Origin of the sequence: Lentzea flaviverrucosa (genome assembly GCF_003350445.1) — a bacterium.
Lineage (GTDB): Bacteria > Actinomycetota > Actinomycetes > Mycobacteriales > Pseudonocardiaceae > Lentzea > Lentzea californiensis.
Genome location: NZ_QQAU01000003.1, coordinates 578,247 through 591,378 on the forward strand (window position 1 = coordinate 578,247; position 13,132 = coordinate 591,378).

At 71.3% G+C, this 13,132-nt stretch carries 15 protein-coding genes; 7 read left to right on the forward strand and 8 right to left on the reverse strand.

Annotation, left to right across the window (positions count from 1 at the left end; genetic code table 11):
- The first annotated feature begins 1 nt into the window (after nt 1).
- A complete protein-coding gene (locus DFR72_RS12740; protein ID WP_090062422.1) occupies nt 2–589 on the forward strand; it encodes an SMI1/KNR4 family protein in 588 nt (195 codons plus the stop codon).
- A gap of 192 nt (nt 590–781) precedes the next feature.
- Entirely contained in the window at nt 782–1,207 is a 426-nt protein-coding gene (locus tag DFR72_RS12745) for an MgtC/SapB family protein (protein WP_090062420.1), read from the forward strand.
- Here the strand turns inward: DFR72_RS12745 and DFR72_RS12750 are convergent.
- The 3 genes from DFR72_RS12750 to DFR72_RS12760 all read right to left on the reverse strand — a co-directional run bounded on the left by DFR72_RS12750 (nt 1,204) and on the right by DFR72_RS12760 (nt 3,853).
- Nucleotides 1,204–1,512 carry a DUF1540 domain-containing protein gene (locus DFR72_RS12750; protein WP_090062417.1) on the reverse strand — a complete coding sequence of 103 codons (309 nt, stop codon included), beginning with the start codon at nt 1,510–1,512 and terminating at the stop codon, nt 1,204–1,206. The genes DFR72_RS12745 and DFR72_RS12750 overlap by 4 nt on opposite strands.
- A 107-nt stretch (nt 1,513–1,619) precedes the next feature.
- On the reverse strand, nt 1,620–2,387 hold the full coding sequence (locus tag DFR72_RS12755) for an amino acid ABC transporter ATP-binding protein (protein WP_090062416.1): 768 nt from the start codon (nt 2,385–2,387) through the stop codon (nt 1,620–1,622).
- Nucleotides 2,384–3,853 (reverse strand): ABC transporter substrate-binding protein/permease, encoded by a 1,470-nt coding sequence (locus DFR72_RS12760; protein ID WP_090062414.1) that lies wholly within the window; start codon nt 3,851–3,853, stop codon nt 2,384–2,386. Before DFR72_RS12760 ends, DFR72_RS12755 begins: the two co-directional genes overlap by 4 nt.
- A 67-nt stretch (nt 3,854–3,920) precedes the next feature.
- On the opposite strand from DFR72_RS12760, the gene DFR72_RS12765 reads away from it, so the two are divergent.
- Nucleotides 3,921–4,700 (forward strand): alpha/beta fold hydrolase, encoded by a 780-nt coding sequence (locus tag DFR72_RS12765; protein WP_170176239.1) that lies wholly within the window; start codon nt 3,921–3,923, stop codon nt 4,698–4,700.
- On the opposite strand, the gene DFR72_RS12770 is transcribed toward DFR72_RS12765, so the two are convergent.
- Nucleotides 4,684–5,436 carry a class I SAM-dependent methyltransferase gene (locus DFR72_RS12770; protein ID WP_090062411.1) on the reverse strand — a complete coding sequence of 251 codons (753 nt, stop codon included), beginning with the start codon at nt 5,434–5,436 and terminating at the stop codon, nt 4,684–4,686. The genes DFR72_RS12765 and DFR72_RS12770 overlap by 17 nt on opposite strands.
- Nucleotides 5,437–5,531: 95 nt before the next feature.
- On the opposite strand from DFR72_RS12770, the gene DFR72_RS12775 reads away from it, so the two are divergent.
- Both DFR72_RS12775 and DFR72_RS12780 read left to right on the forward strand, forming a co-directional pair.
- Nucleotides 5,532–6,116 (forward strand): NADPH-dependent F420 reductase, encoded by a 585-nt coding sequence (locus DFR72_RS12775; protein ID WP_090062410.1) that lies wholly within the window; start codon nt 5,532–5,534, stop codon nt 6,114–6,116.
- Nucleotides 6,113–7,135 carry an LLM class flavin-dependent oxidoreductase gene (locus DFR72_RS12780; protein WP_090062408.1) on the forward strand — a complete coding sequence of 341 codons (1,023 nt, stop codon included), beginning with the start codon at nt 6,113–6,115 and terminating at the stop codon, nt 7,133–7,135. The genes DFR72_RS12775 and DFR72_RS12780 overlap by 4 nt, the downstream gene beginning before the upstream one ends.
- Before the next feature lie 36 nt (nt 7,136–7,171).
- On the opposite strand, the gene DFR72_RS12785 is transcribed toward DFR72_RS12780, so the two are convergent.
- The 4 genes from DFR72_RS12785 to DFR72_RS12800 are packed head-to-tail and all read right to left on the reverse strand — an operon-like array spanning nt 7,172 to nt 10,639.
- On the reverse strand, nt 7,172–7,708 hold the full coding sequence (locus DFR72_RS12785; protein WP_090062407.1) for a hypothetical protein: 537 nt from the start codon (nt 7,706–7,708) through the stop codon (nt 7,172–7,174).
- Between the two features lie 17 nt (nt 7,709–7,725).
- The gene (locus DFR72_RS12790; RefSeq protein ID WP_090062405.1) at nt 7,726–8,895 is read right to left on the reverse strand and encodes an ABC transporter permease; all 1,170 of its coding nucleotides are present in this window, start codon (nt 8,893–8,895) and stop codon (nt 7,726–7,728) included.
- Nucleotides 8,892–9,608 carry an ABC transporter ATP-binding protein gene (locus DFR72_RS12795; protein ID WP_090062404.1) on the reverse strand — a complete coding sequence of 239 codons (717 nt, stop codon included), beginning with the start codon at nt 9,606–9,608 and terminating at the stop codon, nt 8,892–8,894. Before DFR72_RS12795 ends, DFR72_RS12790 begins: the two co-directional genes overlap by 4 nt.
- The gene (locus DFR72_RS12800) at nt 9,605–10,639 is read right to left on the reverse strand and encodes an efflux RND transporter periplasmic adaptor subunit (protein ID WP_170176240.1); all 1,035 of its coding nucleotides are present in this window, start codon (nt 10,637–10,639) and stop codon (nt 9,605–9,607) included. The genes DFR72_RS12795 and DFR72_RS12800 overlap by 4 nt, the downstream gene beginning before the upstream one ends.
- Before the next feature lie 79 nt (nt 10,640–10,718).
- On the opposite strand from DFR72_RS12800, the gene DFR72_RS12805 reads away from it, so the two are divergent.
- Both DFR72_RS12805 and DFR72_RS12810 read left to right on the forward strand, forming a co-directional pair.
- A complete protein-coding gene (locus DFR72_RS12805) occupies nt 10,719–11,414 on the forward strand; it encodes a response regulator transcription factor (protein WP_090062400.1) in 696 nt (231 codons plus the stop codon).
- Nucleotides 11,404–13,101 (forward strand): HAMP domain-containing sensor histidine kinase, encoded by a 1,698-nt coding sequence (locus DFR72_RS12810; RefSeq protein ID WP_090062399.1) that lies wholly within the window; start codon nt 11,404–11,406, stop codon nt 13,099–13,101. The genes DFR72_RS12805 and DFR72_RS12810 overlap by 11 nt, the downstream gene beginning before the upstream one ends.
- Nucleotides 13,102–13,132 lie beyond the last annotated feature (31 nt).

A 13,132-nucleotide genomic window follows, 5' to 3' on the forward strand; every position in this document is an offset into this window, starting at 1 on the left:
GATGAGCTGGACCGACATCGAGAGCTGGATCGGCGAGCACGCCCCGGCGCTGCACGCCGCGCTGCTCCCGCCGTCGTCCGCCATGGACGTCGCGGACGCGGAGGAGTCCATCGGGTACGCGCTGCCGCCCGACGTGTCCGCGTGGTGGCGGCGGTTCGGTGGCGTCGGCGTGACGTACTCGCGTTGGCCGCTCATCCCCACGAGCTGGCAGCCGCACGGCCTGGACCGGGCGTTGCACCTGCGGACGCTGATGATGGCGGCGATCAGCGGCATCGCCTTCGCCACGCTCGGCGAGGAGAAGGACTACGAGGCCGCCGCGCTGCGGGAGCCCGCCGGAACGCCCTGCGTGGACCTCTGGCTGCCCGCGTGGCTGCCGGTCGCCGCGGACGGTTCCGGGTACGAGCTCTTCGTGGACCTGCGCGGCGGGCCGCGCAACGGGTGCGTGATGGAGTGGGGGAAGTACAGCGGCGCGGACGGCGATCCGTTGTGGCCCAGCGTGACCGCGATGTTCTCCGAGGCGTCGCGTGCGCTGCGCGGCGAGACCGGGCACCGCGTCGTGCTGGCGCACAACGACTTCCACTGGGAATGAGACGCGCATCCCACTCTCACTCCGGGCTCACGGCCCGCTCGGTAGCGTGACTCCCCGGTCCCATCAACCAGACACGAGGAAGCGAGGTGAGCGACACATGCCAGGCCACAGTAGCCAGCGCGGGTCAACTCACCTCGCACGCTCCAGTTCTGGCGTGTGACGCACACCCCTGCACACAAGGGGAGTCACACGATGCACGTCTTCGACATGACGCTGCGCATCGCCGAGAGCATGGGCCTCGGCGCGCTGATCGGTTTCGAGCGGCAGTACCGCTCACGCATGGCAGGCCTGCGGACCAACGCCCTCGTGGCCGTGGGTGCCGCGTTGTTCGTCCTGCTGTCCGCACAGGGTTTCGACGGCCAGGGCGACCCCACGCGCGTCGCCGCGCAGGTGGTGTCCGGCATCGGGTTCCTCGGCGCGGGCGTGATCCTGCGCGACGGGCTCTCGGTGCGCGGGCTGAACACCGCGGCCACGCTGTGGTGCGCGGCCGCGGTGGGCTCGCTCGCCAGTGCCGGCCTGCACGTCGTGGCGGCGGCCGGCACGGTGGCGATCATTGCGGTCAACGTCGGCCTGAGAGAACTGGGCCGGGCCGTCGACCGCAAGGACGACGAGGGCTAACGCGGCTGGTACGTCAGGCAGTTCGCGAGGTGGTCACCTGTTCCGGCACCGACTCGCACGCTCTGTGCCGTGCACTCCAGCGAGGCGTTGTGCGTGCAGTCGGTGCGGGAACAGGCGCCGACCTGCGCGACGACCTTGTCCAGGCCGCCCTTCGTGCCCAACGGGATGAAGGTGCCGCAGTCGGCGGCCCCGTTGTCACCGCGCACGGTGATCGCGAACGCGTGGCATCCGTCGTGGTTGTAAGAGCAGTCGTGCACGGTGCAATCGTGGACTGCGGGCATCGCCGGGTTCTCGAGGGTGGTCATGTCCGCTCCTGCCGTGGTGGGAAAGGTTCGGTAATCGCGACGATGCCACCACCGCAGGAGCCCCGCAATTCGAAAGGAATTAGGCGAGCCTATCCTCAAGAATCATTTCAGCCGTGGTCGAGAACGCGCCGCAGGAACCGCCGGGTGCGTTCTTCCCGCGGGTCGGAGATGACCTGACCAGGCGGTCCGTGCTCGACGATCACGCCACCGTCCAGGAACAACACCTGGTCGGCGACCCGCTCGGCGAACCGGATCTCGTGTGTGACGATGACCGTGGTCCACCCTTCCGTGGCGAGATCTTTGATCACGGCGAGCACCTCCCCCACGAGTTCCGGATCGAGTGCCGACGTGGGTTCGTCGAACAGCACGACTCGAGGTTTCAAAGCCAGCGCACGGGCAATGCCCACGCGTTGTTGCTGGCCGCCGGAAAGCTGGTACGGGTACGAATCGGCTTTGTCCGCGAGGCCCACCTGGTCCAGCAACCCCCGTGCCTCGCCCACCACCTCCTCCAGCGGGCGCTTCTGGGCGACGACCGGCCCCTCGGTGAGGTTCTGCAGGACAGTGCGGTGCGGGAAGAGGTTGTGCGACTGGAAGACCATGCCGCTGCGCGACCGCAGGCGCGCGGCCGCGGCCCGGCCCGCCTTGCCCGGTGGCAGGGCGGAGAAGTCGACCGACACGTCGTCGATGCGGACCACGCCGCGATCGGGCGTGTCGAGGGCGTTGAGCGAGCGCAGCAGGGTGGTCTTGCCGGAGCCGGACGGGCCCAGCAGGACGGTCGAGGTGCCGCGCGGGGTGCTGAAGCCGATGCCGCGCAGGACGTCCAGGTCGCCGAAGGACTTGTGCAGCCCGGAGACCTCGATGCGGATGTCGTTCATGCGATCACGTACCTGTTCAGCCTGGTCTCCAGTCGTTTCTGCGCGGCGGACAGCGCCACGCAGACCACCCAGTAGTAGAGCCCCGCGAACGAGTACAGGGCGAGGAACTCGTTGCTCTCGGCCGCGGCCAGCTGGGATTCGCGGAAGAGTTCGGTCAGCAGCACGACCGACCCCAGTGACGTGTCCTTCAGCAGCGACAGCAGCGTGTTGGACAGCGGCGGCACGGCGGTGCGGGCGGCCTGGGGCAGCACGATGCGGCGCAACGTCTGCGCGTAGCCGAAGCCGATCGTGGACGCCGCCTCGAACTGGCCGCGCGGCACGGACAGGATCGCCGAGCGGATCACCTCGGCCGCGTAGCCGGCGACGTTCAGCGAGAACGCGATGACGGCGGCGGTGAAGGGCGGGAACTTCAGGCCTATCTGCGGAAGGCCGTAGAAGACGATGAACAGCTGCAGCAGCAGCGGGGTGCCGCGGATGACCGAGATGAACGCCCGCGCGAGGCCCGACAGCACCCGGTACGGCGAGATCCGGGCCAACGCCACCAGCAACGCGAGCGCGAGTCCGATCGCGAACGACAGCGCGGTCAGCGGGACGGTGACCTTGACCAGGCCCACGAACATCGGCCATGCCGTCGAGCGCAGGACGTCCCACGTGCTGCGCGGGCCACGGCCTTCGGACAGGTCCGCCGCGCCGCCGTCCCGCACGGACACGTCGGCCTTGAAGTACTTCTCGGAGATGCCGCGCAACGTGCCGTCGGCCTTCAGCGCGTCGATCGCCTGGTTCGCCTGCGACAGCAGCGCGGCGTCGGCCTGGCGCAGTGCCAGCACCTGTTCGCTGCCCGCCTGGCCGGCGTCGCCCGCGATCTCGACGTCCTTGGAGCCGGTGGTGGCGAGGTAGTCGAGCACGGCGATGTTGTCGTTGACGATGGCGTCGACGCGGCCCTGTTGCAGCAGCGCGGCGGCCTGGGCGAACCCTTCGACGGCCTCGACCTTCGCGCCGGCGTCGCGGGCGACCTTCGCCCAGTTGCTGGTGCTGGACTGGGCGGTGGTCCTGCCGCTGAGGTCCGCGGTGGACTTGATCCGGTCGTCGCCGGTGCGCCGGACGATGACGCCGCGCGAGTAGGTGTAGGTGCTCGACAGGCCGTACTTCGCGGCGCGTTCGGGGTTGCGCGACACCTGGTTCGCGACGAGGTCGATCCGCTGGGCGTCGAGGGCGGGGAAGATCGCGTCCCACTGCGTCTCGACGAACTCCAGCCGCCAGCCCGCTTTCGCGCCGATCGCCTTGACGACCTCGATGTCGTAGCCGGTGAGTTCCTGGGTCTGGGGGTCGTGGAACGAGAACGGCGGGTAGGTGCCCTCCGTGCCGACGCGGACCAGCGGTGGCTGCTCTTGTTGCGCGTACGCCGGTGCGGGGACGACGATCACCAGCAGCAGGAGCAGCACCGCGCTCCTGAACACTTGTCGCATCCGGGCAGGGTAGAGCGAACCGGGCGGGCGGTGCTGAAGATCCACTATGCGGGACGGGGTGTGCGGCATGACCACGGTGACCACTGCGGACGGGCAGCTGGTGTCCTACGTGGACCACGGCGGGGACGGCCCGGCGGTCGTGCTGCTGCACAGCTTCCTGATGGACGCGTCGATGTGGGCGCCGCAGGTCGAGGCGCTCGGTGACCGGTACCGGCTGGTCGCGATCGACGAGCGCGGCCACGGCGCCACGCCCGCGACCGCGCCGTTCGACCACTGGGACGTCGCCCGCGACGCGCTCGCCGTGCTCGACGAGCTGAAGATCGGCAGTGCGGCTGTCGCCGGCACCAGCCAGGGCGGGTTCGTGGCGCTGCGGATGGCGTTGCTGGCACCGGAACGGGTGACGGCGCTCGTGCTGCTCGGCACGTCCGGCGAGACCGAGGACCAGCAGATCTCCGACGCCTACCAGCAGCTCGCCGAGGTCTGGATCGCACAGGGCCCGGAGACGGTGACCGAGGCCGTCGCGAAGATCTGCCTGGGCGAGTACGACCCGTCCGAGTGGACGCCGAAGTGGAGCGAGGTCGAGCCCGAGCGGCTGCGGCTGATCATGAACGCCCTGGTCGGCCGTGAGGGCGTGCTGGACCGGGTCACCGGGATCGACGTACCCGCGCTGGTGCTGCACGGCACCGCCGACCTCGCCTACCCGGTGGCGAAGGCCGAGGCACTCGTCGCGGCGCTGCCCGAGGCCGAGCCGCTCGTGCTCGTCGAGGGCGGCGCGCACTTCCTGAGCCTCACGCACGCCGCAGACGTGAACCCGCACCTGGAGCGGTTCCTCAGCGCGACCCTCTGACGGCCCAGGCCCTCGCGGTCAGGTTGATCGGGCCCTGCGCCGGGAGACGGGAGCGGAGCAGGTCGCGGACGGCGTCGCGCTGCTCCGGCGGCAGCTTCGCGGCGTAGGCGGGTGCGGCGCCGGTGCCACCGAGGAACGGTTCCCAGAAGTCGGTGAAGTCGCGGAAGACCGTGTGCACGACGATGCCCGTCACCTCGACGTCGCGCAGCCCGGCGCCGGTCCACAGGGCGCGCAAGGGCTCGGCACCGCTCACGTCGCTGAAGCGCAGTCCTTCGTCGTGCGCCGCCGCGGCGGGGTCGACGTCCTTCGCGGCGTCCCAGAACAGCCGCATCATCTGCATGCCACTCGCGTAATCCCACACGTAGGAGGCGACGCACGGAGCGACGCGGGCGAACTCCCGCACTGCCTGGGCTGCGTCGGGCACGAACGTGAGCACGAGCCCGCTGACCACGACGTCGGCGGTGCGTCCGCCCAGGTCGGTGGCATCGCCGACGGCGAACCGGGCGTCGGGGACGCGGTCCCGGGCGCGTTCCAGGAAGCCTTCGGACGGGTCCAGGCCGGTGACCGCGGCCGGCTGCGCGTGCGCCAGCACCGCCTCGGTCAGCGCGCCCGTGCCACAGCCGACGTCGAGCCACGTGCGGCCGTGCGGCACGTCCAGCCAGCGCAGGAACTCCGCCGCGACGGGCCGGCTCCACCGGCCGACGTAGCGCTCGTACGCGTCACCCAAAGCCCACACGACTCGAAGATAACCCGCCCGGCACCCCACCGGAATAAACGGGGGCTGGTCCGGTTAAGCTAGGTGATACATCAACTAGCGAGGTCGGGTGTGCTGTGAAGATCGCTGTTCTCGGTGCGGGCCACGTCGGTCCCGTCCTCGCGCGACTGGCCCTGGCGGCGGGCTACGAGGTGGGCATCGCGGGGTCGGGTGACCCGGCGCGGATCGAGATGATCACCGAGTTCCTCGCCCCCGGCGCCGTCGCGCTGCCGGCCGCCGACGCGGTCGCGAACGCGGACCTCGTCGTGCTGGCCATCCCGTGGCACCGGTTCCCCGCGCTCGAACCGGGGATGTTCGCGGGCAAGGTCGTCATCGACTCCATGAACCACTGGCCGCCCGCCGAGGCTCCCCTGGGCACGAGCGAGGAGGTCGCGCGCCGGCTGGCGGGCGCCGACGTCGTGAAGACCCTCAACCACGTCGCCTACCAGGACATGGAACCCGCCGGTGGCCGCGCCGTCGGCATCGCCGGTGACTCGCCGGACGCCGTGCGGGCCGTCGCGGAGTTCCTGGAACGCATCGGGTTCGACCCGGTGCCGGTGGGACCCCTGGCCGCGGGACGGCTGCTGGAACCCGGCAGCCCTCTATTCGGCGTCGCGGCCCGCAGGCAGGAATTCGAGAACTTCGTCAAGGAGCAGTCATGACCACCACGTTCGGACTCGACACGTTCGGCGACGTCACCCAGGACGCCTCCGGCACCCCGCTCTCGCACGCCCAGACCATCCGCAACGTCGTCGAGCAGGGCGTGCTCGCCGACCAGGTCGGCCTCGGCTTCTTCGGCATCGGCGAGCACCACACCCCGGACATGCCGCTGTCGGCGGCCGACGTGGTGCTGGCCGCGATCGCCGCCCGCACGTCGTCGATCCACCTCGGTTCGGCGGTGACGGTGCTCAGCTCGGACGACCCGGTGCGCGTGTACCAGCGCTTCTCGACGCTGAACGCCGTGTCCGGCGGCCGCGCGGAGGTCATCCTGGGCCGCGGGTCCAGTGTGGACTCGTTCCCGCTGTTCGGCTACGACCTCGCGGACTACGAGGACCTGTTCGAGGAGAAGACGCACCTGTTCGCGGAGCTGCTCAAGGGCGGCCCGATCACCTGGCAGGGCAAGACCCGAGCGGCACTGCACGAGCAGGACGTCGTGCCCTACACCGAACCGTTCCCGACGTGGATCGGTGTAGGCGGCAGCCCGCAGTCCGTGGTGCGCGCGGCCTCCTACGGCTTCTCGCTGATGCTCGCGATCATCGGCGGCCACCCCGGCCGGTTCGCGCCGTTCTCGGAGCTCTACCGGCACGCGCTGGAGAAGTTCGGCCGCGACCCGCTGCCGATCGGCATCCACTCCCCCGGTCACGTGGCACCGACCGACGAACAGGCGCGGGAGGAGTTCTGGCCGCACTACCTCGACATGATCGGCCGGCTCGGCAAGACGCGGGGGTTCGCCACCCCGACGCCGGAGTCGTACGCGCACGAGGTGGGGCCGCACGGCGCGCTGTTCGTCGGGTCGCCGGAGACGGTCGCGGAGAAGATGGCGCGCACCATGAAGAAGCTCGACGCCAGCCGGTTCGACCTGAAGTACGGGATCGGCGGGCTGCCGCACGAGTCGCTGATGCGGACGATCGAGCTGTACGGGACGAAGGTCGTGCCTTTGGTGCAGGACATGCTCGCCTGAGGTGAGCGGGGGCCGTCGCGGCCCCCGCTCCACGCGTCACTTCTTGGAGCTCGCGATCTCGCAGTCCTTGGCGTGCTCAAGGCCGAGCGTGATCGACGCGGCGTCGTTGTTCGGGCCGCCCAGCGCGTAGCTGACCATCTCCGCGCCCGGTTCGTTGTGCACCTCGACGTAACGGACTCCCTTGCCGCGCAGGCATTGCACGACGCGGTTGGCGAAGTCGACCGCCTCCGGGTTGGAGGAGTCCTTCTCCCACGGGGGCAGCGGGGTCTTCGACTCGCACGCCTGGAGCGCCTTGTCGAGCTCCTCCTTGGTGGGCTGCGGGTGACCGCTGCCCTCGGCGGCGCGGCCCTTCTTGTCCAGGCCGTGGCTCGCCATGCACTGGTCGTACGGGACGTTGAGGGCCTCGAGGTCCTCCGGGGTCATGTCGAGACGTTCGCGGGGGCGTTGTTCCTGGGCGGCCGACGTCGCGGCCGCACTGCTCGGCGGCGTCGAGATCGAGGCGACCTGGGGCTGTGCCTCGGGTTTGGAGCACGCGGCCAGGAGCAGCAGGAGGGTCAGGGCGGCCTTCTTCATCGTGGGTCTTCCTTTCGTCACGCGGCGAGCGCCTGGGTCGGGGTGAGCCGGGAGGCGCGGATGGAGGGGTAGAGACCGGCGGCGGCGCCCACGACGAACGCGGCGAGCACGCCCGCGGCCAGCACTTCGAGCGGGATGACGAGCGGCCAGCGGTGCAGCGTCGCGTAACCCGCGACGCCCAGTGCCCCCAGCGCGGTGCCCGCCAGCCCGCCCAGGCCGGAGAGCAGGACCGCCTCGGTCAGGAACTGCGCGCGGATGTGGCCGCGGGTGGCTCCGAGGGCGCGGCGCAGGCCGATCTCGCTGCGGCGTTCGAGCACGGAGATCACCATCGTGTTCGCCACGCCGACGCCGCCGACGAGCAGTGCGACGCCCGCGAGGCCGAGGAACAACGCGCTGTAGGAGTTCTGCGTGGCGCGTTTCGCCGCCAGCGCGTCGGACGGGCGGCTCACCTGCACCAGGCCGGGGATCTCGCCGTGGAGCGTGGCGGGCAGGATCGCGCGGACGTCCTCCATGGACTCCTCGCGGGCCTTCACGTAGACGACGGTCGGGTGGCCGTCGAAGCCCAGGTGCGTGCGGGCCGCGTCCCAGCCGACGAGCACCGAGCGTTCCACGTCGGGGGCCAGTGGCATGGGGCCGAGCACGCCGGTCACGGTGAACCACCTCTCCCCCACGAAGATCGCCGGACGGTCGCCCGCGTCGGGGATGCCGAGTCGCTGGGCGGCGACGTGGCCCAGGGCGACGCCCGGGAAGTCCGGCCGCGACAGGAACTCCCCGCTCTGGACGTGGCCGTTCACGGTGTCCAGCAGGCCGGGGGTGGCGGCGAGGACGGTGATGTCGGAGCTGTGGCCGGGGTCGAGGAGGTCGTTGCGGCGGACTCGGGTGTGGGTGTTGGCGACGGCCGCGGCGGCGGTCACCGGGCCGATGCGCTGGACCATCGCGACGGACGACTCGGGCAGCAGGACGGGGTCGTCCTGGCGCGGGGTGGGCTGGGCGCGCAGGAGGTTGGTGCCCAGGGCGGTCAGTTCGTCGAGCAGTGCCTGCTGGCTGGAGGCAGGGATGCCGGTGACCACGACGACGGTGGCGATGCCCAGGGCGATGCCGAGGGCGGACAGCGCGGCGCGGAGTCGTCGGGTGCGCATGCCCAGGGAGCCGAGGGCGAGCAGGTCGGCGGGCGAGAGGCGGCTCATCCGGTGAGGCCGTTCAGGCTCGGGAACGTGACGGTGGGCTGGTCTCCTGTGTCCGCGACGATCCGGCCGTCCCGCAGTTCCACCCGGCGGGGCAGCGATGCGGCGATGTCGCGGTCGTGCGTGATCAGCGCGATGGTCGTCCCCTGTCCGTTGAGCTCGCGCAGCAGATCCAGCACCGCGAGCCCGGTGACCGTGTCGAGCGCCCCGGTCGGCTCGTCGGCCAGCACCAGGGCCGGGTTGTTCACCACGGCACGCGCGATGGCGACGCGCTGGCGTTCACCGCCGGACAACTGCTGCGGCTTGTGGTCGGTGCGGTGGCCGAGGCCGACGCGGTTCAGGGCCTCCACGGCGAGCGGGCGTCGGTCCTTGCGGCGCACACCGGCGTAGAGGAGGCCGGTGGCCACGTTCTCGGTCGCGGTGAGGCCGTCGGACAGGTGGAACTGCTGGAACACGAACCCCAGCCGGCTGCCGCGCAACGCTGACAGGCGTCGGTCCGGCAGGAGGGACACGTCCTGGCCGTCGATCTCCACGGTGCCGGACGAGGGCAGGTCCAGGGTGCCGACGAGGTGCAGCAGCGTGGACTTGCCGGAGCCGGACGGTCCCACGATCGCGAGCAGCTCACCCGAGGCGACCTGCAGCGACACGTCGTCGAGCGCCGTCACGCCGCCGGGGTACCGCTTGGTCACCGAGCGCAGGGCGAGCACCGGGGTCACTGGGCCGTCACCACTTCCAGGCCGTCCGCGATGCCGTCACCGGAGATCTCGACCTTGTCCTGCGAGTAGAGACCGGTCTTGACCGCCTTCAGGCCGCCGGAGGGCAGCTGCACGGCGTAACCGCCCTCCTTCAGCGCCACCAGCGCGGCCAGCGGCACGGTCAGGACGCCGGTGCGGCTCTCGGTGGTCACCATGAGGCGGACCGGCGCGGTGTCCAGGTCGGCGACGTCCTCCGGGTTGTCCGGCGTGACCACGACGTCGGCCTTCGGGCCGCCGCCGCTCTCGGCAGGAGCGGCCACCTGGGTCAGCGAGGTCACCTTGGCGGGGACCGGCCGGTTGTCCGGACGCATGATCGTGACCGGCAGGTCCGCCTTCAGCACCCCCGCCTCGGTCACCGGCACCTGCAACGTGACCAGGCGCGTGGTGGGGGTGACCTCGAACAGCTCCTCCGTGGCCTGCTCGCCGAGCTGGGCCTTCACGGTGCCGACGCGCATCGGGCGGTCCAGGACGAGCACACGGCCCGGCGCCAGGGTGCCGGTCTGCTCGACGCCGAGGGCCTTCTGCCACTTCTTGAGCGCCTCGACGACTCGCGGGGTGAACTCGGCCTTGGTGACGTCCTTGGGGCGGGTGCCGACCTGATAGCCCAGGGCGGCGAGGTTGTCCATCACCACCGCCACGTCCGACCCCTTGAGACCGGGCGTGTCCAGCGCGCGGAACAGGGGCGTCGCACCGAAGAAGACGACGACGGGCTGGTCGTCGACGCGGTAGAGCTCCTTGCCGAGCTCGGTGGCCTGGCCGGTGGCGGGCAGCTTCGTGACGATGCCCGCGGCGCCCTTCACCGGGCGGGCGGCGCCGAAGCCGAGCTGGGCCTGCAGCGTGCGGGTGTTCGTGAGGTCTCCCTTCCTCACGGTCGTGGTCTGCACCGCCGGTGGCGGGGCCGCGGCGGGCTCCGGCGGCCGGGCCCGCACCACCAGCACCACGGCGATGACGACCACGACGAGCACCGCGGCCCCGATGACTGTCCTGCGCATGCCGTGGATCTTCGGAGGCACTTGTGAGGATCCTGTGTCGAACCGGTGATCGCCGTGAGGGCGTCCATATGATCGGCCGGTGAGCGCTCTCATCCTGGTCGCGGAGGACGACGAGAACCAGGCCGAGCTGGTCCGCCGCTACCTCGAGCAGGACCACCACCGGGTGCTCGTGGTCCACGACGGACGGGACGCGCTCGACGTGGTCCGCGCGCACGGCCCCGCTCTCGTGGTGCTGGACCTGATGTTGCCGGGCCTGGGCGGGCTGGACGTGTGCCGGGCGTTGCGGGCCGAGTCGGACGTGCTGGTGCTGATGCTCACGGCACGGTCCACTGAGGACGACCTGTTGCACGGGCTCGGGCTCGGCGCGGACGACTACATGACCAAGCCGTTCAGCCCGCGCGAACTGGTGGCCCGCGTGCGGACGTTGCTGCGGCGCGTACCCGTGGCGAGACCGGAGCCGGTGCTGCAGGTCGGGCCGATCGTGGTCGACCAGCTGCGGCACGAGGTGCGGGTGCGCGGCGAGGCGGTCGAGTGCACGCCCGGTGAGTTCGGGCTGCTGGAGGTGCTGGCGTCCGAAGTGGACAGGGTGTTCAGCCGCGAGCAGCTGCTGCGGCGGATGCACGGCCTCGACAGCTTCCTGACCGCCCGGACGATCGACACGCACGTGAAGAACCTGCGCCGCAAGATCGAGACCGATCCGCGCGCGCCCGCGCACCTCGTGACCGTCTACGGGATCGGCTACAAGCTCACGGCCGGACGCGCTGATGCGCCGTAGCGTCTTCACGCGCCTGCTCGTCGTGGCGGTGCTGATCGCGGTGTGCTCGATCGCCGCGACGGCGTGGCTGGCGACGCAGCTGACCCAGGCGTCGATCGCCCGCGAGCAGGGCCGTGAGCTCGCCTCGGACCACAGGATCTACACGACGTTGCTCGACTACGCGGCCGGCCACCGCGACTGGTCCGAAGTGGACGGTTACGTCGAGGGACTGGTGTCGCAGCACCCTGGCCGGCGCGTCGCGCTGGTCACCAAGGACGGCCGCACGGTCGCCGACCTGGGCGGGAGTGGCGGCCAGCTGCCGTCCGGGGCCGCGGCCGTGGTGGACCCGCTGGCCGTCGACCCGGTCCTGGTGCCCGGCGCGCCCGCCGACCGGATCGACAAGCGGGTGCTGGGGCCGTTCCGCACGCCGATCGACTTCCGCGACCGGGAGGACCGGACCGGGGCGCTGTACTGCCTGCGGCTGGTCAGGAAGGAGCAGGCCCGGCTGGACTGCCGGGAGCGGGACCTGCCGTTCGACACCGCGGCCGACTTCTTCGCGCTGCTCGACCTGGAGGACCTGGCCAACGCCTGCCTGGCACGCCGCTCGTTGCCACCGGTGGACCTCGACCCCGACTTCACCCCGGCGCGCAAGCAGTCCTCGGGCGTGCCGCCGCCGGACGAACCGGCCGTCGCCGCGTGCGTGGCCGCGTCGCGCAGAGAACAGCTCGCCCCGTACGTGGCGCCGCCGGTCCTGCTGTACCTGACGAACCCGGCGGGCACGCCGACCACCGCGATCTCGCTGTCGGGCAACGGCTGGCAGGTCGTGGGAGCCGCGGCGGCGGTGCTGCTGGCGGCGATCGGGGTGGCGGCGTTCGCGGGGGCCCGCATCACCCGGCCGCTGCGGGCGTTGACGGCCGCGGCGACGCACCTGTCCGGCGGGAGCGACATCCCGCCGGTGCCGGTGCGCGGGCAGGACGAGATCGCGGGGCTCACCAGGGCGTTCAACACGATGGCGGCGAACAGGGCCCACCTGGAACGGGCGCGCAAGGAGATGGTCGGCGACGTCGCGCACGAACTGCGGACGCCGTTGAGCAACATCCGCGGCTGGCTGGAGGCGGCCGAGGACGGGGTGAGCGACCTCGATCCGGCACTGGTGGCGTTGCTGCTGAAGGAAGCGCTTGTGCTGCAGCACGTGGTGGACGACCTGCAGGACCTCGCCGTCGCCGACGCGGGCTCGTTGCGCCTGACACTCGAACGGCTCACCGTCGCGACCGCGTTGGAGCAGCTCCAAGCCGCGCACGAGGCAAGAGCCGCACAAGCCGGCGTCACTCTTACCGTGTCCGCCGACCCCTCGCTCACCGTCCGCGCCGATGCCCTGCGGTTGCGGCAGATCTTCGACAACCTCGTCTCGAACGCGCTGCGCCACGTGCCCGCCGGCGGGTCGGTGGCGGTGGAGGGCACGGCCGGGAACGGCGAGGTCGTGATCACCGTGACCGACACCGGTCCGGGCATCGCGCCGGACGACCTGCCGCACGTGTTCGACCGGTTCTGGCGCGCGGACAAGTCCCGCAGCCGCAGCACGGGCGGCAGCGGACTGGGGCTCGCGATCGTCCGCAAGCTCGCCGAGGCGCACGGCGGAACGGTCGATGTGACCAGCGCGACAGGCGTCGGAACCACGTTCCGCGTCCGATTGCCGGAACTCAGCTGATACACCCAGCGTTAGCTCGCTGGAGAGGAAA